We start from the raw sequence: 17,822 nt of genomic DNA on the forward strand, positions 1-17,822 counted from the left end.
ATAAGGATTCGCCCATGAAAGCGTTCGGCAAAATCCTGGGTCTGGTACTTCTCGGGCTGTTGCTGATCATTGTGGCCCTGGGCTTTGCCCTGACCCACCTCTTCGATCCCAACGACTATAAAGAAGAGATCCGCCAGATAGCCCGCGATAAAGCCCACATCGAGCTGACACTCAATGGGGACATCGGTTGGAGCCTGTTCCCATGGCTGGGTCTGGAACTGCACGAAGCCAGTGTCGCCACCCTGGCCAACCCAACCCAACCTTTCGCCGACCTTCAGATGCTCGGGCTGTCTGTCCGGGTGATGCCGCTGCTGCGCCGCGAAGTGCAGATGAGCGATGTCCGGGTCGAAGGCCTGAACCTGCGCCTGAACCGTGACAAGAGCGGCCACGGCAACTGGGAAGATATCGGCAAGGCGCCCACCTCCGCATCCACCCAGGAAGCACCAACGCCCGTCGAACAATCCACCCCGCCGGCCAGCGCACCGGCAGAAAAGCCGGCCCAGCCAACACGGTTGGACATCGACAGCCTGACCGTGAACAACGCCCGAGTGGAATACACCGACGAGCAGACCGGCAAGCAGTTCAGTGCCGAAAGCATCCAGTTGAGCACCGGCCCGATCCATGACGCTACCAACATCCCGGTTACCCTCACGGCGTTCCTGTCCAGCAACCAGCCGGCCGTCCGCGTGCGCACCGAGGTCACTGGCGAACTGCGCTTCGAGCGCGCTTTGCAGCGCTATCGGTTCGAAGACCTGAAGCTGTCCGGCGAAGCCACCGGCGATCCCTTGCAGGGCAAGACCGTGAGTTTCGCGGCCCAAGGGCAACTTTCCCTGGATAAAGCGGCAAACGTCGCCGAGTGGACCGGGATCAAGCTTTCCCTCAACCAACTGCGTGCACTGGGCGAGTTGAAGGTCAACGACCTCGACAAGACGCCACAACTGAATGGCGGCATTTCGATTGCCCAATTCGACTTGGCAAAGTTTGTCGACAGCGTTGGCCAAAAACTGCCAGCCATGGCTGAGGGCAGCCTGAGCAAGGTCGAACTGGCGAGCCGCATTGCCGGCACGCCTAACAGTGTCGAGCTTAACGACATCAACTTGAAGGTCGACGACAGCAGTTTCAGCGGCCGTATCGCTGTGGAAGACTTTGCCAAACAGGCCCTGCGCGTGCAGCTCAAGGCCGATACGTTCAACGTCGACCGCTACCTGCCGCCAAAGTCCGCCGAAGCCGATAGCTCCAAGGCAGCCCGCGAGGCCGAAGTCAGCAACACCGAGGCCAGTGCCATGGCCGGCGCCGGCAGCACACCCCTGCCAAGCGCTCCAACCCAAGGCGCCTGGAGCAATGATCGGCTGTTTCCGGTGGAGCGTCTGAGCAAGCTGGACATCGATGCCGACCTGACCTTCGGCCAACTGACCCTCGACAAACTGCCGATCCAGAACGCCGCGCTCAAGGCGACCGGCCTGGGTGGCCTGTTGACTCTGGAGAACCTGCGCGGCGACCTGTACAGCGGCAACTTTGAAACCAAGGGCACCCTGGACGTACGGCAGCCTACGCCACAGTTAAGCCTGCAAACCCGCATCAACCGGGTGCCGGCCGAGAAAATCATCGAAAGCCAAGGCAAGAATCCGCCGGTCAAGGGTCTGGTCACGCTCAACAGCGCGATCACCGCCAACGGCAACAGCCAAAAAGCCCTGATCGATAGCCTTAATGGCACGGCCGGTTTCGTCATCAACGATGGCGTATTGCTCAATGCCAATCTTGAACAGCAACTGTGCAAAGGCATCGCCACGCTGAACCGCAAGTCACTCACTGGCGAACCTCGCGGCAAGGACACGCCGTTCCAGCAGCTCAACGGCAACCTCACTTTCACCAACGGCGTTGCCCACAACCCAGACCTGAAAGTCCGCATTCCCGGCATGACCGTCAACGGCAACGGCGACATCGACCTGCGCGTGCTGGGCATGGACTACCGCGTCGGCGTGATCGTCGAAGGCGACAAGAGCGACATGCCCGACCCTGCCTGCCAGGTCAACGAACGCTACGTCGACGTCGAGTGGCCGCTGCGCTGCCGCGGCCCGCTGGAGTTGGGTGCCAAAGCCTGCCGCCTGGACAACGATGGGCTGGGCAAGGTCGCGGCGAAACTGGCCGGAGACCGCCTCGGCGACAAGATTGACGAGAAGCTGGGCGACAAAGTCAGCCCTGAGCTCAAAGACGCGCTCAAGGGGCTGTTCAAGCGATGACATCCGAGCAGTTTTCCGCCGCGGTACTGGATTGGTTCGACCGCCATGGACGCCACGACCTGCCCTGGCAACAGGGCATCACGCCTTATCGAGTGTGGGTCTCGGAAATCATGCTGCAGCAGACCCAGGTCAGCACCGTGCTCAATTACTTCGACCGGTTCATGGCCGCCCTGCCAACGGTCCAGGCCCTCGCCGACGCGCCGGAGGATGAAGTGCTGCATCTGTGGACCGGATTGGGCTACTACACCCGTGCACGCAATCTGCAGAAAACAGCGAAAATCGTCGTGGAGCAATACGCCGGGGAATTCCCCCGGGATGTGGAAAAGCTCACCGAACTGCCGGGGATCGGCCTGTCCACCGCTGGCGCCATCGCCAGCATCAGCATGGACCTGCGGGCGCCGATCCTCGATGGCAACGTCAAGCGGGTGCTGGCGCGTTTCACCGCCCAGGAAGGCTACCCGGGCGAACCCAAGGTTGCGAAACAGCTATGGGCCACCGCCGAGCGCTTCACGCCGCAAGACCGCGTCAACGCTTACACCCAGGCGATGATGGACCTGGGGGCCACGCTGTGTACCCGCAGCAAGCCCAGTTGCCTGTTGTGTCCGCTCAAAAAAGGTTGCGAGGCGCACATGCTGGGCCTGGAAACCCGCTACCCGATTCCCAAGCCACGCAAGGAAGTGCCCAAGAAGCGCACCTTGATGCCCATGCTGGCCAATCGCGAGGGCGCCATCTTGCTTTACCGTCGCCCATCCACCGGCTTATGGGGCGGCTTGTGGAGTCTGCCGGAACTCGATGGCCTGGATGATCTGCAGCACCTGGCCTTGCAACATTCCCTGGAGCTGGGCCCGCAACAGGCAATGCCAGACCTGATACACACCTTCAGCCACTTCCAGTTGGCAATCGAACCCTGGCTGGTCCGGGTCCGGGAAACCGGCCACCACGTGGCCGAGGCCGACTGGCTCTGGTATAACCTCGCCACCCCGCCGCGCCTGGGCCTTGCCGCCCCGGTCAAAACCTTGCTCGAACGCGCGGCCGCCGTATTGAATGCAGGAGAGTTGCAATGACCCGCACCATCATGTGCCGCAAGTACAAAGAAGAACTGGAAGGCCTGGAACGCGCGCCGTTCCCGGGCGCCAAAGGCCAGGACATCTACGACAACGTCTCGGCCAAGGCCTGGGGCGATTGGCAGAAACACCAGACCCTGCTGATCAACGAAAAACGCCTGAACATGATGAACGCCGAAGATCGCAAATACCTTCAAGGCGAGATGGAGAAGTTCTTTTCCGGCGAAGAATACGCCAAGGCCGAAGGCTACGTGCCGCCGTCCGAATAAGCCTTCCAGAGCGGGGGCGAATCGTAAGCGACGGTAATAATTAAATATTTTTTGATAACTCGCTTGACGCCCCCCTGAAAAACCCGTTTAATGCGCCCCGTTGCCCAGATAGCTCAGTCGGTAGAGCAGGGGATTGAAAATCCCCGTGTCGGCGGTTCGATTCCGTCTCTGGGCACCAAATACCGAAAACCCCGATCAAGAAATTGATCGGGGTTTTTTATTGCCTGGATTTTTCTTCCGCCGCCCTATCGACTCAGCTACATTCGTCCGCTCCCCTCCAGCAAGCGAGTCGAAATGGACATCACTGGCATCCCCTTCGGCACCACCGATTGGTCCACCATCGAGCCCACCGAGCATAAGGGCATTACCGGAACCGCTTATTGGCGAACGCGGCAGTTCGGGAGCATTCGGGTACGGATGGTGGAATACACCGCCGGCTACCTGGCCGACCACTGGTGCACCAAGGGCCATATCCTGTTTTGCCTAAAGGGCGAGCTCGATACCGAACTCGAAGACGGCCGGCAATTTTTGCTCAAGCCAGGCATGAGCTACCAGGTGGCGGACCAGGCCGAGCCCCATCGGTCTTCGACTTCATCAGGGGCCACGCTCTTCATAGTCGATTGAGATTCGAAGCGTCCGCGTCGAAGCTGTAGGATAGATCGTCTTATCCATCAGGAATCCGACCATGTCATCGGCGAACAAACAGCACAAACGCAGCCAGCGCGCGAAGGCGAAAGCCAAGAACAACCGCATTCAGCGTGCTGCTGCGCCAAACGATTTCCTTGACCCGAACGATGAGCGCATCGACTTGGAAACCGTGGACTTGTCGGATCTGTTCCGACTCATGAGCGCCGCCGAAAAGGTCAGCCAGAAAGCCATGTGCGAAGCATTCCTGGCACATCCGCTGCTGGCGCTCGTGCTGGAACAGGAAGGCGAAGAAGAGGCCACCGACTTCATCATCACTGCATTGATCGAGTACCGTCGCCTGACCACGGGTGTCGATGAGCAGACCGCGCTGGATTGGGTGGAAAGCAAGCAATTCCAAGCCGACTATGTGGCCGCATCCCAAGCACTGAGCCAAGGCCAAGCCTGATTTTACGGCGTAGCCTATCGTGGATTACGCCCAACGGCTGGACACCCGCCGTGGAGGTAATGAACACCTCTTCGCCGGCCAATACCAGGAGCGACAGACCGGCCATGCCGCCCGAACAATAAAGCGGGCTATTGACGATCGCCCACCCAATAAACCTGTGTAAGATTGATGCGTTTTTTTCTGCAACGCTCCACTCAAAGAGCTTCATTCTGCATGCCTGCACCGTCCGCCCCTCCGCCCTCCCTGATCCAGGCATTGCGGACTGAAACCGCTGAACTGCACATTGCCCTGGAGAAACGCTTGCCGTTTTTCTCGGAGCAACTGGATCTAGGCCTGTACCGGCGCTTGATAGCGGCATACCACGGTTTTTATGAGCCACTGGAACGTCGCCTCCATATTCTCGCGCTGACGCCGACGGGGATGGACCAATCCCTACGCATCAAGCTGCCGGTGCTACGAGCGGATCTCATGGCGCTGGGTCTGGACGAAATGGCGATTGACTCGCTGCCCGTCTGCCAACTTCTGCCGCAGATTGATTCTCCGGCCGCTGCCCTCGGCGTTTCCTATGTGCTGGAAGGCGCAACATTGGGCGGACAGATCCTGCGACGCAGGGTGGCCGAACAGTTAGGTCTTGATTCATCCAGCGGTGCCGCTTTCCTCGACGTTTATGGAGAACTTACCGGCCGGCGCTGGAAGGATTTTCTTCAGTATCTAGGTGACCGGAACCTTGGCGACGACCAGACGCTCGAAGCCACACGCGCTGCCAAGGCGACATTCATCTGTTTTGAACGCTGGCTGGCCAGTCAGGAGGTTCTGTTATGAAACCGGAAAACCAAGAAGCCTTCGAAGAATTGCTGGCCAATTGCGCAGACGAACCGATCCGCTTCCCCGGGGCCATCCAGCCTCACGGCGTATTGCTGATGCTGTCCGAGCCTGATTTCGTGATCCGCCAGGTCAGCGCAAACGCGCAACAACTGACAGGGTATGATCCTCAAGAGCTTCTCGGTCTGCCCCTGGATGCACTGTTTGGGCAGGAACAGGCCGCAACCCTTCTGGAAGCTTTCCGCACCGAAACTGAAAGAGACAACGTTCCGCTCGACATCGTAGTGAACCAGCAGCGCTTCGACGCCCTGATCCACCGCCATCAGGGCGCCTTGATTGTCGAACTGGAACAGCACCTGACCGACTACCGCCCCGAGGGCGTCAATGGCGAGGCCAACCTGGGCCGCATGCTGCAGCGTCTGCAAAGCGCGAAAACGCTCCAGGCCCTGTACGAAATCAGCGTGCGGGAGATCCAGGCCATGACCGGATACGACCGCGTCCTGATTTATCGTTTCGAGGAAGGAGGCCACGGGCAAGTCATTGCCGAGGCCAGCGCGCCTTCGATGGAGCTCTACAAGGGCCTGTTTTTCCCAGCATCGGACATTCCGGAACAGGCTCGCGAGCTGTATCGCACCAACTGGTTGCGCATCATCCCCAACGCCGACTACACGCCGGTACCGCTGATACCCGAGCTGCGCCCCGATACGCAGGCGCCACTGGACTTGAGCTTTTCCACGCTGCGCAGCGTCTCGCCGATTCACCGTCAATACATGAAGAACATGGGCGTGTTGTCATCCATGAGCATCTCGCTGATGAAAGGCGAGCAATTATGGGGATTGATCAGCTGCGGCAACCGCCAGCCGCTGCATGTTCCCCACCAAATGCGCATGGCCTGCCAGACGATCGGCCAGATCCTCTCACTGCAGATCAGTGCGATGGAGGCTCTTGAACTGGCAGGGCAACGGGACGCCAAGCTCGAAGACCTCGGGGCGCTTGCCACTCTCATGGCCGAATCCAGCGAAAACGTCTTTGACAGTCTGTCCCACGACCCACAGCGTCTGATGGAACTCACCGGGGCCAATGGCGTTGCGATCATCGAGGACAACAAGCTGCATCGCCACGGACAGTGCCCGGAACCGGAGCAGATTCGTGAATTGCACAAATGGATAATGGAAACCGACCAACCGGTTTTTGCTCACCATAACCTGGGCGAAATTTTCGCGCCGGCCAAGGCTTATCCGGAGGTTGCGAGCGGTGTGCTGGCGATTCACCTGCCCAAGCCAGTGGAAAACGGCGTGCTGTGGTTCCGCCCCGAGGTCAAGCAAACCATCAATTGGAGCGGTGACCCTCAAAAACCCCTCGACCTGGAGCAAAGCGCGACCGGACTACGCTTACGCCCGAGGACGTCGTTCGAAATCTGGAAAGTCGAAATGGGGGGCATCAGTACCAAATGGAGCCATGGCGATGTATTCGCCGCCAACGACCTGCGGCGCTCGGCCCTGGAAAACGACTTGGCACGGCAAGTTCGCAAGGAGCGCCAGGCGGTGCAGGCCCGGGATGAGTTGGTTGCAGTCGTGTCCCATGATTTGCGCAACCCGATGACGGTCATTTCCATGCTGTGCGGCATGATGCAAAAGGCTTTCAGCTCCGATGGCTCCCACAGCTCGAAGCGAATTTCCTCGGCCATCGATACCATGCAGCAGGCCGCCAGCCGTATGAATTCGCTCCTGGAGGACCTTCTCGACACCTCGCGCATCGACGCCGGCCGCTACACCATCCACCCCAAGCCGATGGATGTGAGCCAGATATTCGAAGACGCGTGTTCATTACTGACGCCGCTGGCCTCTGCCAAGGCCATCGATATCTCTTTCCACGCCGAACCCAACCTCAGGATCAACGCGGACCCGGAGCGATTGTTCCAGGTGCTGTCCAATCTGATTGGCAATGCCATCAAGTTCACGCCGCAGAAAGGTAGCGTAGGTATCAGCGCAATGTCGGTGGGCGATGAGATCGTATTCAGTGTCCGCGACACTGGTGAGGGCATCGCGCCAGAACAACTGCCTCATGTTTTCGACCGTTACTGGACCACCAAGGACGGCAACCCGAACGGCACCGGCCTCGGCCTTTATATTTCCAAGGGGATTGTCCAGGCTCATGGCGGTAAACTGCAGGCCGAAAGCCAGCCAGGCAAAGGCAGCGAATTCCGCTTCACCGTGCCGAAAATCGATTGAGCCGGCCACCGCCCCCTAACGAATTGGAAACCGAAGCCCAATGGCCTCACTGAACAAACAGCAGAAACGCGCCAAGCGCGCCAAAGACAAAGCCAAGCAAATCCGTATGACCGGGCGCAAATCCATCCCGATGTACGGCGATCCGGCTCACGCCACTGCCCAGCCGCCGGTCTATGTGCTGGAGCTATTCGCCAAGTTGCGTGAAGCCGAGGCCGTCAGCCGCAGCCAGATGCTCGACACGCTGCTTGCCGACGTCAGCGAAATGATCATCGAGCGTCCGGGCCTGTTGGACCTCAAGAACGCGGAAAACGAGGGCATGGCCGCCACCAACCTGGCCGCCGATATGCTGGTGGACTACCGCATGTGGGCCGACGACATGGACCGCGAGGCCGCCCAGCGCTGGCTCAGCACGCCGGAATTCATCAAGGATTTCAGCGAGGCGCTGGACCGTTATCGCCAATCCATGGAAGAGCCCGCCAGCGAGTAAGCTCTCGGCTACTCGCTGCTGTTCCAATGGAACACTAGCTTGCGCGCGGCTCCGCTGCCCACTTTGGCGGTGTCGCGACGCTCCTCGCCGTTACGCGTCGCTATCACGCTGTAACTGCCCGGCGGCAGTTGTACATACACCAACGGGCCTGCGTCGCTGAGCGTCAGCAATGTCTGTCCCGATGAACTCTGCACGGTCACCTTCACATCCGGGACGTATTTGCCCTCCGGGCCGATCGCAAAAGTCATGTGCAGGTTGTAGCCCTGGGCCTGTTCGATGGCCCGGGCTTCGTCCTCGCCGATACCGCCGGACAGGTAGCTGATACCGTTCTGTTGCATGGGCTGGACCTGGACGCCTGCGTTGTCGATGGGCGCGAGGTTGGTGGCGTTGAGCATGATGGAAAAAAGCAGCGCACCCAGAACGATGGGGCTATATAGCAACTTCATGACCACAACTCCTGATAGGGAACACCACCTCGTTTGATCGTTTTATGAACACCCATGTTCAGATCGATTGGAAGTTGAGCCGAATACCAAACGGAATAGACAACGCTCATCCGGTTAACCCTTCCCACCCCCGCCCAAAGCTGGCACCATCGCGCCTTTTTTTACGCGACTCCCCCGGGCAATTCGCCGATGGACAGGGTTCAAACAGCCGTTCGGTTGTTGATGGCGCGACAGTCTGCTGCGCCGATGCGACAACCTGTCACTCATCATCGGTCTACCGTCCGAAGCGCAGTTGGCTGTCATTCGGACGCATGCTAGCTTGGCCGCCTCGCCAGGAAGGCTGCCAATAGCAAGGGAGCACAAATCATGAGGATCGCACATGGCCCAGGCCACGCCCGCGCTTGAAATCCGCAACTTGCACAAACGCTACGCAAAGCTGGAGGTGCTCAAAGGCGTCTCGCTGACCGCTCGCGACGGTGACGTGATCTCGATCCTGGGTTCCTCCGGCTCCGGCAAGTCCACGTTTTTGCGTTGCATCAATCTGCTGGAAAATCCCAACCAGGGTCAGATTCTGGTCGCAGGCGAGGAGCTCAAGCTCAAGGCTGCCAAAAACGGTGAGCTGATTGCCGCCGATGGCAAACAGATCAATCGCATGCGCAGCGAGATTGGTTTTGTATTTCAAAACTTTAATCTCTGGCCGCACATGAGCGTGCTCGACAACATCATCGAAGCCCCGCGCCGCGTGCTGGGCCAGAGCAAGGCCGAAGCCGTGGAAGTGGCCGAAGCCTTGCTGGCCAAGGTCGGCATTGCTGACAAGCGCCACGCCTACCCTGCCGAACTGTCCGGCGGCCAGCAACAACGTGCCGCCATCGCCCGCACATTGGCGATGCAACCTAAAGTCATTCTGTTCGACGAGCCGACTTCTGCCCTTGACCCGGAAATGGTCCAGGAAGTACTAAGCGTGATCCGCGCCCTCGCCGAAGAAGGTCGGACCATGCTGCTCGTAACCCACGAGATGGGCTTCGCCCGCCAGGTATCGAGCGAAGTCGTGTTCCTTCACCAAGGGCTGGTCGAGGAGCAAGGGTCGCCACAGCAGGTCTTCGAGAACCCGCTTTCGGCGCGCTGCAAACAATTCATGTCCAGCAACCGCTAACGGAGCAGTACCTATGCAGACCTACAGGAAATTCTTTTTGGCTGCTGCCGCCAGCCTGGTCTTCTCGGCCAACGTCATGGCGGCCGACAAACTGAAAATGGGCATCGAGGCGGCCTATCCGCCGTTCAATAACAAGGATGCCAGCGGCCAGGTCGTAGGCTTCGATAAAGACATCGGCGACGCGCTGTGCGCCAAGATGAAAGTTGAATGTGAAGTGGTCACTTCCGACTGGGACGGCATCATTCCGGCCTTGATGGCCCAAAAGTTCGATTTCCTGATTTCTTCGTTGTCGATCAACGAAGAGCGCAAGCAGGCCGTTGATTTCACCGACCCGTACTACTCCAACAAGCTGCAGTTCATTGCGCCGAAAAACGTCGAGTTCAAAGTCGATAAAGATTCCCTCAAGGGCAAGGTCATCGGAGCCCAGCGTTCCACCCTGGCTGGTACCTGGATGGAAGACAACATGGAAGGCGTCGAACTGAAACTCTACGATACCCAGGAAAACGCCTATCTGGACCTGACCTCCGGCCGCGTTGACGGGATCCTGGCGGACAAATACGTGAACTACGACTGGCTGAAAACCGACGCCGGCCGTGCCTATGAGTTCAAGGGCGACCCAGTGGTGGAAGGCGACAAGATCGCCATTGCAGTGCGCAAGGGTAATGACGAACTGCGCAACAAACTGAATGCCGCGCTTAAGGAAATCGTTGCCGACGGCACCTATAAAAAGATCAACGACAAGTACTTCCCGTTCAGCATCTATTGATACTGACGTGCCTGGCCGGCGTTGCTACCCAGTAGCGCCGGCCCTTAGCAAAGCCTGCCGCGATATGAACACACGCCCATGATGATCGACCTCTACGGATTCGGCCCGGCGCTTGCCGCCGGCGCGCTGATGACCGTCAAGCTGGCCCTTTCGGCTCTCTGCCTGGGGCTGGTGCTCGGCCTGCTCGGCGCCTTGGCCAAGACCTCCCCGTACAAGCCGTTGCAATGGCTTGGCGGCACCTATTCGACACTGGTCCGCGGCATTCCGGAATTGCTCTGGGTGCTGTTGATCTACTTCGGTACCGTCAACCTGATGCGTGCCTTGGGTGAATATTTCGGCAATCCCGACCTAGCCCTCAATGCCTTCGCCGCCGGCGTCATCGCCCTCGGCCTATGCTTTGGCGCCTACGCCACCGAAGTATTTCGCGGTGCGATCCTGGCGATACCCAAGGGGCACCGTGAAGCCGGCGTGGCGCTTGGCCTGTCGAAATGGCGGATCTTCACCCGATTGATCCTGCCGCAGATGTGGCGCATCGCCCTGCCCGGCCTGGGCAATCTGTTCATGATCCTCATGAAGGATACCGCACTGGTTTCGGTGATCGGCCTGGAAGAAATCATGCGCCACGCGCAAATCGGCGTGACCATTTCCAAGCAACCGTTCACTTTTTATATGGTCGCAGCGCTTATGTATCTGGGCCTGACGGTGCTCGCCATGATCGGCATGCACCTGCTGGAAAAACGCGCCGCCCGCGGCTTTGCCAGGAGCACCCAATGAACTGGGAAGTCATCATCAAATGGCTGCCGAAACTGGCCCAGGGCGCCACGCTTACACTGGAGCTGGTGGCCATCGCGGTGATCGCCGGCTTGCTGCTGGCGATCCCATTGGGTATCGCCCGTTCATCGCGGCTGTGGTACGTGCGGGCGTTTCCCTACGCCTACATCTTCTTTTTCCGTGGTACGCCACTGTTGGTCCAGTTGTTCCTGGTCTATTACGGCCTGGCACAGTTCGATGCCGTGCGCAGCAGCGCGCTGTGGCCGTATCTGCGGGACCCGTTCTGGTGCGCCACGGCCACCATGACCCTGCACACCGCCGCCTACATCGCCGAGATCCTGCGCGGCGCCATCCAGGCCATTCCCCGCGGCGAAATCGAAGCCGCACGAGCCTTGGGCATGTCGCGGCCCAAGGCGCTGTTCTACATCATGCTGCCCCGGGCCGCGCGCATCGGCTTGCCCGCCTACAGCAACGAAGTGATCCTGATGCTCAAGGCCAGCGCCCTGGCAAGCACGGTGACCCTGCTGGAACTCACCGGCATGGCGCGCACCATCATTGCCAGGACCTACATGCCAGTGGAGATTTTCTTCGCGGCCGGCATGTTCTACCTGCTGATGTCCTTCGTACTGGTGCAAGGCTTCAAGCAGCTTGAACGCTGGCTGCGCGTCGATGCCTGCCAAGGGCGCTGACAGCCAAGTGCTGACGGGTGAAGCATTGCTCACCCGTTTTACCGCGCTGGATGCGTTTCTTACAACGCACCAGTCACTATGGAAGCCTCGGCCCTTCACGCATCTGCAATTGCCTTGGGAAACTTCCCACCCGGAATTGGCCCGATGGCTACGCGAGCGTTCGCTGGACGCAGCGGAAAACGACCATCATCAACCATGGTTGATTGAGAGCGCGCCAGCGCCATTCCCGGAACTGGCTGCTCTCTCCCGGGCATTGAGCGCCGTGGCTGAATTGCCGGCCAACTCGCTCGAAGCTCCCAGCCATCGCCTCAACGTCGACGTACCCGGGCGCAAATGGCAGCAGATAGAAGCCTTTGCCAGCCGCCTGCGCTTCACCACCCCACCGATCCATTGGCTCGATTGGTGCGCCGGTAAAGGCCACCTTGGCCGGCGCCTGTTGCAGGATGGACAACAACTGACCTGCCTGGAATACGACCCCGCCTTGGTCGCCAGCGGCCAGTTGCTGAGCCAACGCCATCACCTGCCCGCCACGCACTCGCAACAAGACGTATTGGCGGCAGACGCAAATCAGGCGCTGCGCCCCGGACACACCCCGGTGGCTCTGCACGCTTGCGGCGACTTGCATGTGCGGCTGATGCGTCTGGCCAGCGCCGCTGGCTGCGCACAATTGGCTATCGCGCCGTGCTGCTACAACCGCATCAGCACCTCGGAATATCAGCCGCTGTCCGACGCCGCAAAAGGCTCTGCCCTACAGCTGTCGCTCGACGATCTCAGCTTGCCGCAGACCGAGACCGTCACCGCAGGCGCCCGCGTAAGAAGACAAAGGGACCAATCCATGGCCTGGCGCCTGGGCTTCGACCTGCTGCAACGGCAAATCAGAGGGGGCGACGACTACCTGCCTACTCCCTCGTTGCCCAGCGTCTGGCTGGAAAAATCCTTCGCCCAGTACTGCACCGACCTGGCTGCTCTGAAAGACTTATCCACAATCGGCACGCCTGATTGGGTCGCCCTGGAAGCAGCCGGCCGCCAACGTTTGGCCGAGGTGCGTAACCTGGAATTGGTGCGAGGCCTTTTCCGCCGGCCGCTGGAGCTTTGGCTGGTTTTGGACCGGGCGCTTTTCCTTACTCAAAAAGGCTACAACGTCCGCCTTGGAACCTTCTGCGAGACACCTCTGACACCGCGCAACCTGCTGTTGCTGGCAGAACGTTAATGAGGCGAAACAGCCTGTGGATAACTCTGTTGATGAATTAAACCAGGATCCAAGAAAACCGCGATTTCCGGGCTGAATCTCAGCTGGTCATTTTTTGTTCACATGGATAAAAAACCATGAAAACAGCAGCTTGCGAGCAAACGGGAAAGCGGTCACAAAACAGAAAGATATCCCTCGCAGCGTCCTTTCGATTGTGCATAAGCGTTTGAGCAAACCAGCATAAAGGTTGGGTCTGGCGTCTTTTGCGCTCAGGCATCAAGTGCTTTGGCTTGCCTCGATTCGAGTCAGGCAACCGCACGCTACCAGGCCCCTCGCGCCCCGCCCAGCGGCGCCACATCCACCAGAACTGCAGCTCGTCTAAAAATAGTCAGAATTCAGGGGTTTACAGAACCTTCCCAATCGCTATAATCGTCGCCCACACGCCGGTATAGCTCAGTTGGTAGAGCAACTGACTTGTAATCAGTAGGTCCCGGGTTCGACTCCTGGTGCCGGCACCATCCAAGGTTCCAGAGAAGGCTTTCAAAATCTCTGGAACCCCCGGAAAACCCGCCTTCTGGCGGGTTTTTTCGTTTTGGCGTTCCATCGGTTTCCGTCAGAAACTGGTGGATTCCAACCGTTTTAAGGGTAGAGTTTGGGATACAGGTCACTTCGATAAAAGGGAGTACCCTTATGTCGCGCACCACAGCTCCGCTCTCCGACGCAGCTTGCCGCTTGGCAAAACCTGCAGACCGCGCCTACAAGCTTTTCGACGGCGATGGCCTCTACCTCCTAGTCCAACCCAATGGCCGCAAAGGCTGGCGGCTCCGTTACGTCAAACCTGACGGACGGGAAGGACTGACCTCGTTCGGCAGCTACCCAGTCATCGGCCTCGCCGATGCGCGCCGCAAGCGCTTGGAGGTCAAGCGAATGCTGGCGGATGGCATTGATCCCATAGAGACCAAGCACCAAGCGAAGGCGGAAGCTGTAATCAAAGGCAGAACCTTTGAAAGCGTTGCGCTCGACTGGCATACGGAAATGTCGGCAAAGTGGGCACCAGGCCACTCCAAGACTGTGATGAGCCGCCTCAAAACCCACGTGTTCCCGCTGATCGGCGCCCGCGCCATTGTCGACCTCGACACCCATGACCTCATGCAGCCCTTGGAAGCGATCAAGAAGCGCGGAACTATCGACGTTGCTTTAAGGGTACAAAACTATCTGCAGAGCATCATGCGCGAGGCAAAGCGCCTCCGGCTTATCACCGTAAACCCTGCTTACGACCTCGAAGGCTCGATCAAGGCCCCGCGTGTGGTCCATCGCCCGGCTCTACCCTTATCGCGACTGCCGGAACTGCAGGAGCGGATCGACACCTATAAAGGCCGGGCACTTACCCGTCTGACGGTGATGCTATCGCTGCATGTGTTTGTACGATCCAGCGAGCTGCGTTTCGCACGCTGGAGCGAGTTCGACCTCAAGCGCGGTACCTGGGAGATACCGGACACTCGACCCGCGTTGGAGGGAGTACCCTTTTCCACAAGGGGTACGAAGATGGCAGGGGATATCCATTTAGTACCCTTATCGCCGCAAGCAGTGGCGCTACTCGAAAAAATCCATGCACTCACAGGCAAATTCGCATTGGTCTTCGCAGGGGATGCCAAACCCTGGAAGCCCATGTCCGAAAATACCGTGAACAACGCGCTTCGGACGATGGGATACGACACCAAAACCGATATATGCGGGCATGGATTTCGTTCGATGGCCTGCAGCGCACTGATTGAGTCAGGGCTGTGGTCCGAGACAGCCATTGAAAGGCAGATGAGCCACAAGGAGCGCAATAACGTCCGTGCCGCTTACATCCACAAGGCCGAGTTCATCGAGGAGCGCAGGCTGATCATGAACTGGTGGAGCCGGTACTTGGAGGCCAACCGGCAGGAGCATGTCACTCCACACGAATTCGCCAACCAGATTGGAGATAACATTACTCGGATAAAGGCGAAGCCTGGCATTGGCGCAGAGAGGAGGAATTGATATGGATATCTCAACCGCACAAAGCATCAAGCTCGCCATTGTGTCGGCAACCGGACTGTCAAAAGACGCGTTGCATATCTATTTGGGCATGGCGGTCTATTTAACGCTGACCGTTGGCACCCGACGATTCAGGCCATACCTTGGGTGGCTGGTTGTTTTCATCATTGCGTGCGCTGGTGAGTGGTTAGATCAGCGAGACGATATTGGAAGCTTCGGATACTGGCGCTGGCAGGCAAGCGCTCACGACGTTCTCAACACGTTGTTCTGGCCGACGGTGCTAACACTGCTTTGGCTTTTAAAGTGCCGCAGTAAAGCAAGCGTACATCCGTAAGACTCTCGCAATCCGCTCTGCCACACGGGTCGATCCAAGCAGGGCTGCAAAGCCGCCCTGCTTGGATCGACCTCACTTAAAAAATCTAGAGCCCACGCAACTGTCTGTGGAAAACCACTGATTTCCACCGGTGGATAATTTCATCCACAGCCGCAGAACTCCCGAAAATTCGAACCTTGACCCAAATTATCCACAGGCGTAGAAAAGATCGGGCAAAGCGCTGTCGTTGACAGCAACCCAGGTAGCCGGAACCTTTAAGGCTACGCCACACCGTGGTGGTTCCCCCAAAGTGCGATTAGCGTCCGACGGCTCGCACGGTCACAGCGATGTGATGGATGCCTACTTTTATCAGTGTGCCCACTGCGGCAACTCATCCCCTTTCATAGCTGCTCTGCAGCAACCTATCCGCTTGGCCATTACCGTGTGCCAACCTGCGCCCGTCTCTTTCTCCCGGAAAGAGACGGGCGCTCCTACTACTGCTGCAGCCCTCATCGTACAAGGCGTTGCGGCATTTCCCCTCGTGACAATCGGCGTGACAAACACCGAAGTCACCAGCAACAGCGATGCAGATGATGGTGCCGCAGCCCAAGGAATGGACTGCACCTGACTGACAGTCAGGAATGCCCCGATCATCGCCTCACTGCCTTCACCCGACTCAGGATCTCGCGGCACCGGTCTCGTCAGCCGGTGCAGCCTCCACCCGCCCACTTCTTCGGGAGTGCTCAGGAGGCCAGATCATGAGATGCCCAAGCTCCCGGTCGTAAGGAGCCGCCAGTCCCGCGTTAGTGGACAACCCTCACAGGTCGCAGGGGCCTTGATCCCTGATAACACTCAACATTCGTGGCGGGATGACGTGGGGATGGTTTTAAAAGTTTGGCTTCGAGAGGAGTTCGATCATGGCATTGGTCGGTAGACGGGATGGGCGCAATTTTGGCTATGGCCGGCAATTGAGCTATGCCGGGCCACAAGCGCTAAAAGATCTGTTTGGCGGCGGGCACTACGGGACGGTCAAAGCGCACAGTGATCGCTGGCAGGCGTTTGTGCGGTGGTGCCGGTCGGAGGATGGACCAGGACTTAACGATGCGCGACAAATTGATCGGCAGACCCTGCTAGATTACGCCGGGCATCTGCGTCAGCAAGTGGAACAAGGCGCTATCGGCATCGCCACCGCGCAAAACCGATTGTCCAGCGTGAACCGAACCATGGCCGCGCTTCGCGGTGATCCGTATGTGAGAGTGCCAAGTCCGAGCGGGGCGTTGGGAATGCAGCGCACCAGTGTTCGTCGCTCGGTGCCGCAAGGCCAAGACCGCGAACACGTGAAGCGGATCGTCGACGAGCTTTGCGAACATCAGCAACCGCGTGCTGCGGCCATAGCTCAGTTAGCGCGAACCACCGGCATGCGTTTACGTGAGGCGATTTTAGCCGACCTTCCTCGACTGCAACGGGAAGCCGAGCAACTCGGGAGGATCAACATCCAGGACGGCACCAAAGGTGGCCGCGGCGGAGCAACAGCACCTCGCTGGATCATGGTGGATGACCATGTTCGCGAAGCGCTCAGATATGCCGAGCAGGTCTTACCGCATGGCAGCCGCAACCTACTGGCACCGAACGAAAGCTACCTTGATTTCCAACGGGGAATCGTCCGCCCCGCACGGGAGCTCCTCCATATACACAACCTCAAAGGCTTCCACGAATTGCGGGCAGCCTATGCGTGCGAACGCTACGAGCAAATCACCCAGCATCTTGCACCCATCAACGGTGGCAGGTGCTGCCAGCTAGACCGACGCCTCAATCAGGAGGCACGCGCACAAATCAGCTATGAGCTGGGGCACGGTCGTATCGACGTGGTTTCGGCGTACATCGGCGGCCGACCATGAGCAAACCATTCGATATGGAGCTGTTTCTAACGGGGGCGCTGGCGGGATCACCTGTAACACGACAACGCCACCTTCGTCAGGCAAAGGCCATCCAGACAGCAATCAGTGAGCGATGGCACTGCGACAACCCATGGGGCTGGCAACGGAAGCATCTCGCATGGTTTCTGGATTACCGTATAAAAAAACACGCAAAACCTACCCGCTATTATTACCTGCTGACCATTCATTTGCTCACTCTTCGCTTAGGGAAAACATGGAAATTCAAATGCTAGGCGGAGGTGCTAAACGGGACAAGAACCCTTGACGACAGAACATGGCTAGCGCTGGGATTGAAAATGACTTGCGTCAATATGAAATTCGCGCAACATT

Annotated in this window: 18 protein-coding genes and 2 tRNA genes; 19 read left to right on the forward strand and 1 reads right to left on the reverse strand. The window is 58.7% G+C overall.

All coding sequences use genetic code 11. The annotated features are described in order from the left end of the window. Nucleotides 1–14: 14 nt before the first annotated feature. The 9 genes from M1D68_RS23700 to M1D68_RS23740 all read left to right on the forward strand — a co-directional run bounded on the left by M1D68_RS23700 (nt 15) and on the right by M1D68_RS23740 (nt 8,206). Nucleotides 15–2,240 (forward strand): AsmA family protein, encoded by a 2,226-nt coding sequence (locus M1D68_RS23700; protein ID WP_434608282.1) that lies wholly within the window; start codon nt 15–17, stop codon nt 2,238–2,240. Then, entirely contained in the window at nt 2,237–3,304 is a 1,068-nt protein-coding gene (mutY, locus tag M1D68_RS23705) for an A/G-specific adenine glycosylase (RefSeq protein ID WP_420766344.1), read from the forward strand. The genes M1D68_RS23700 and mutY overlap by 4 nt, the downstream gene beginning before the upstream one ends. Then, on the forward strand, nt 3,301–3,573 hold the full coding sequence (locus tag M1D68_RS23710) for an oxidative damage protection protein (RefSeq protein WP_039592693.1): 273 nt from the start codon (nt 3,301–3,303) through the stop codon (nt 3,571–3,573). Before mutY ends, M1D68_RS23710 begins: the two co-directional genes overlap by 4 nt. 102 nt (nt 3,574–3,675) lie before the next feature. Beyond that, nucleotides 3,676–3,751, forward strand: a tRNA-Phe gene (locus M1D68_RS23715). 116 nt (nt 3,752–3,867) lie between these two features. Beyond that, nucleotides 3,868–4,197, forward strand: a complete 330-nt coding sequence (locus tag M1D68_RS23720; RefSeq protein WP_420766345.1) for a DHCW motif cupin fold protein — start codon at nt 3,868–3,870, stop codon at nt 4,195–4,197. 61 nt (nt 4,198–4,258) lie between these two features. Beyond that, a complete protein-coding gene (locus tag M1D68_RS23725; protein ID WP_420766346.1) occupies nt 4,259–4,666 on the forward strand; it encodes a hypothetical protein in 408 nt (135 codons plus the stop codon). A gap of 213 nt (nt 4,667–4,879) precedes the next feature. Then, nucleotides 4,880–5,488: a biliverdin-producing heme oxygenase gene (locus tag M1D68_RS23730; RefSeq protein WP_457968575.1), complete on the forward strand. Its 609-nt coding sequence runs from the start codon at nt 4,880–4,882 to the stop codon at nt 5,486–5,488. Beyond that, a complete protein-coding gene (locus M1D68_RS23735; RefSeq protein WP_457968577.1) occupies nt 5,485–7,719 on the forward strand; it encodes an ATP-binding protein in 2,235 nt (744 codons plus the stop codon). The genes M1D68_RS23730 and M1D68_RS23735 overlap by 4 nt, the downstream gene beginning before the upstream one ends. 40 nt (nt 7,720–7,759) lie before the next feature. Then, nucleotides 7,760–8,206 carry a hypothetical protein gene (locus M1D68_RS23740; RefSeq protein ID WP_420766349.1) on the forward strand — a complete coding sequence of 149 codons (447 nt, stop codon included), beginning with the start codon at nt 7,760–7,762 and terminating at the stop codon, nt 8,204–8,206. Nucleotides 8,207–8,214: 8 nt separating this feature from the next. On the opposite strand, the gene M1D68_RS23745 is transcribed toward M1D68_RS23740, so the two are convergent. After that, the gene (locus tag M1D68_RS23745) at nt 8,215–8,652 is read right to left on the reverse strand and encodes a carboxypeptidase regulatory-like domain-containing protein (RefSeq protein WP_457968579.1); all 438 of its coding nucleotides are present in this window, start codon (nt 8,650–8,652) and stop codon (nt 8,215–8,217) included. 379 nt (nt 8,653–9,031) lie between these two features. Between M1D68_RS23745 and M1D68_RS23750 the strand changes: the two genes are divergently transcribed. The 10 genes from M1D68_RS23750 (at nt 9,032) to M1D68_RS23795 (ending at nt 17,725) form a co-directional block, all read left to right on the forward strand. Continuing rightward, complete coding sequence (locus M1D68_RS23750) at nt 9,032–9,805, forward strand: ABC transporter ATP-binding protein (protein ID WP_420766351.1); 774 nt, start codon at nt 9,032–9,034, stop codon at nt 9,803–9,805. Nucleotides 9,806–9,818: 13 nt separating this feature from the next. Continuing rightward, on the forward strand, nt 9,819–10,571 hold the full coding sequence (locus tag M1D68_RS23755; protein WP_434561154.1) for an ABC transporter substrate-binding protein: 753 nt from the start codon (nt 9,819–9,821) through the stop codon (nt 10,569–10,571). 78 nt (nt 10,572–10,649) lie between these two features. After that, entirely contained in the window at nt 10,650–11,345 is a 696-nt protein-coding gene (locus M1D68_RS23760; RefSeq protein WP_420766353.1) for an ABC transporter permease, read from the forward strand. Beyond that, nucleotides 11,342–12,031, forward strand: a complete 690-nt coding sequence (locus M1D68_RS23765; RefSeq protein ID WP_420766354.1) for an ABC transporter permease — start codon at nt 11,342–11,344, stop codon at nt 12,029–12,031. The genes M1D68_RS23760 and M1D68_RS23765 overlap by 4 nt, the downstream gene beginning before the upstream one ends. Beyond that, nucleotides 12,012–13,241 (forward strand): methyltransferase, encoded by a 1,230-nt coding sequence (locus tag M1D68_RS23770; RefSeq protein ID WP_457968582.1) that lies wholly within the window; start codon nt 12,012–12,014, stop codon nt 13,239–13,241. The genes M1D68_RS23765 and M1D68_RS23770 overlap by 20 nt, the downstream gene beginning before the upstream one ends. Nucleotides 13,242–13,662: 421 nt before the next feature. Then, nucleotides 13,663–13,738, forward strand: a tRNA-Thr gene (locus M1D68_RS23775). 172 nt (nt 13,739–13,910) lie between these two features. Beyond that, nucleotides 13,911–15,245 (forward strand): tyrosine-type recombinase/integrase, encoded by a 1,335-nt coding sequence (locus tag M1D68_RS23780; RefSeq protein ID WP_457968584.1) that lies wholly within the window; start codon nt 13,911–13,913, stop codon nt 15,243–15,245. Between the two features lies 1 nt (nt 15,246). After that, the gene (locus tag M1D68_RS23785) at nt 15,247–15,576 is read left to right on the forward strand and encodes a hypothetical protein (protein WP_457968586.1); all 330 of its coding nucleotides are present in this window, start codon (nt 15,247–15,249) and stop codon (nt 15,574–15,576) included. 896 nt (nt 15,577–16,472) lie between these two features. Continuing rightward, entirely contained in the window at nt 16,473–17,453 is a 981-nt protein-coding gene (locus M1D68_RS23790) for an integrase domain-containing protein (RefSeq protein WP_457968587.1), read from the forward strand. Further along, nucleotides 17,450–17,725 carry a hypothetical protein gene (locus tag M1D68_RS23795; RefSeq protein WP_457968589.1) on the forward strand — a complete coding sequence of 92 codons (276 nt, stop codon included), beginning with the start codon at nt 17,450–17,452 and terminating at the stop codon, nt 17,723–17,725. Before M1D68_RS23790 ends, M1D68_RS23795 begins: the two co-directional genes overlap by 4 nt. Nucleotides 17,726–17,822: the final 97 nt, after the last annotated feature.

This window comes from Pseudomonas sp. R4-84, from assembly GCF_054130985.1.

What these genes read in the sequence shown, in the direction of transcription:
- M1D68_RS23735 (WP_457968577.1), top strand. Translation starts at nt 5,485, where the DNA reads ATGAAACCGGAAAACCAAGAAGCCTTCGAAGAATTGCTGGCCAATTGC.
- M1D68_RS23710 (WP_039592693.1), top strand. Translation starts at nt 3,301, where the DNA reads ATGACCCGCACCATCATGTGCCGCAAGTACAAAGAAGAACTGGAAGGC.
- M1D68_RS23785 (WP_457968586.1), top strand. Translation starts at nt 15,247, where the DNA reads ATGGATATCTCAACCGCACAAAGCATCAAGCTCGCCATTGTGTCGGCA.
- M1D68_RS23750 (WP_420766351.1), top strand. Translation starts at nt 9,032, where the DNA reads ATGGCCCAGGCCACGCCCGCGCTTGAAATCCGCAACTTGCACAAACGC.
- mutY (WP_420766344.1), top strand. Translation starts at nt 2,237, where the DNA reads ATGACATCCGAGCAGTTTTCCGCCGCGGTACTGGATTGGTTCGACCGC.
- M1D68_RS23745 (WP_457968579.1), bottom strand. Translation starts at nt 8,652, where the DNA reads ATGAAGTTGCTATATAGCCCCATCGTTCTGGGTGCGCTGCTTTTTTCC.
- M1D68_RS23760 (WP_420766353.1), top strand. Translation starts at nt 10,650, where the DNA reads ATGATGATCGACCTCTACGGATTCGGCCCGGCGCTTGCCGCCGGCGCG.
- M1D68_RS23765 (WP_420766354.1), top strand. Translation starts at nt 11,342, where the DNA reads ATGAACTGGGAAGTCATCATCAAATGGCTGCCGAAACTGGCCCAGGGC.
- M1D68_RS23730 (WP_457968575.1), top strand. Translation starts at nt 4,880, where the DNA reads ATGCCTGCACCGTCCGCCCCTCCGCCCTCCCTGATCCAGGCATTGCGG.
- M1D68_RS23795 (WP_457968589.1), top strand. Translation starts at nt 17,450, where the DNA reads ATGAGCAAACCATTCGATATGGAGCTGTTTCTAACGGGGGCGCTGGCG.
- M1D68_RS23790 (WP_457968587.1), top strand. Translation starts at nt 16,473, where the DNA reads ATGGCATTGGTCGGTAGACGGGATGGGCGCAATTTTGGCTATGGCCGG.
- M1D68_RS23725 (WP_420766346.1), top strand. Translation starts at nt 4,259, where the DNA reads ATGTCATCGGCGAACAAACAGCACAAACGCAGCCAGCGCGCGAAGGCG.
- M1D68_RS23755 (WP_434561154.1), top strand. Translation starts at nt 9,819, where the DNA reads ATGCAGACCTACAGGAAATTCTTTTTGGCTGCTGCCGCCAGCCTGGTC.
- M1D68_RS23780 (WP_457968584.1), top strand. Translation starts at nt 13,911, where the DNA reads ATGTCGCGCACCACAGCTCCGCTCTCCGACGCAGCTTGCCGCTTGGCA.
- M1D68_RS23720 (WP_420766345.1), top strand. Translation starts at nt 3,868, where the DNA reads ATGGACATCACTGGCATCCCCTTCGGCACCACCGATTGGTCCACCATC.
- M1D68_RS23740 (WP_420766349.1), top strand. Translation starts at nt 7,760, where the DNA reads ATGGCCTCACTGAACAAACAGCAGAAACGCGCCAAGCGCGCCAAAGAC.
- M1D68_RS23770 (WP_457968582.1), top strand. Translation starts at nt 12,012, where the DNA reads ATGCCTGCCAAGGGCGCTGACAGCCAAGTGCTGACGGGTGAAGCATTG.
- M1D68_RS23700 (WP_434608282.1), top strand. Translation starts at nt 15, where the DNA reads ATGAAAGCGTTCGGCAAAATCCTGGGTCTGGTACTTCTCGGGCTGTTG.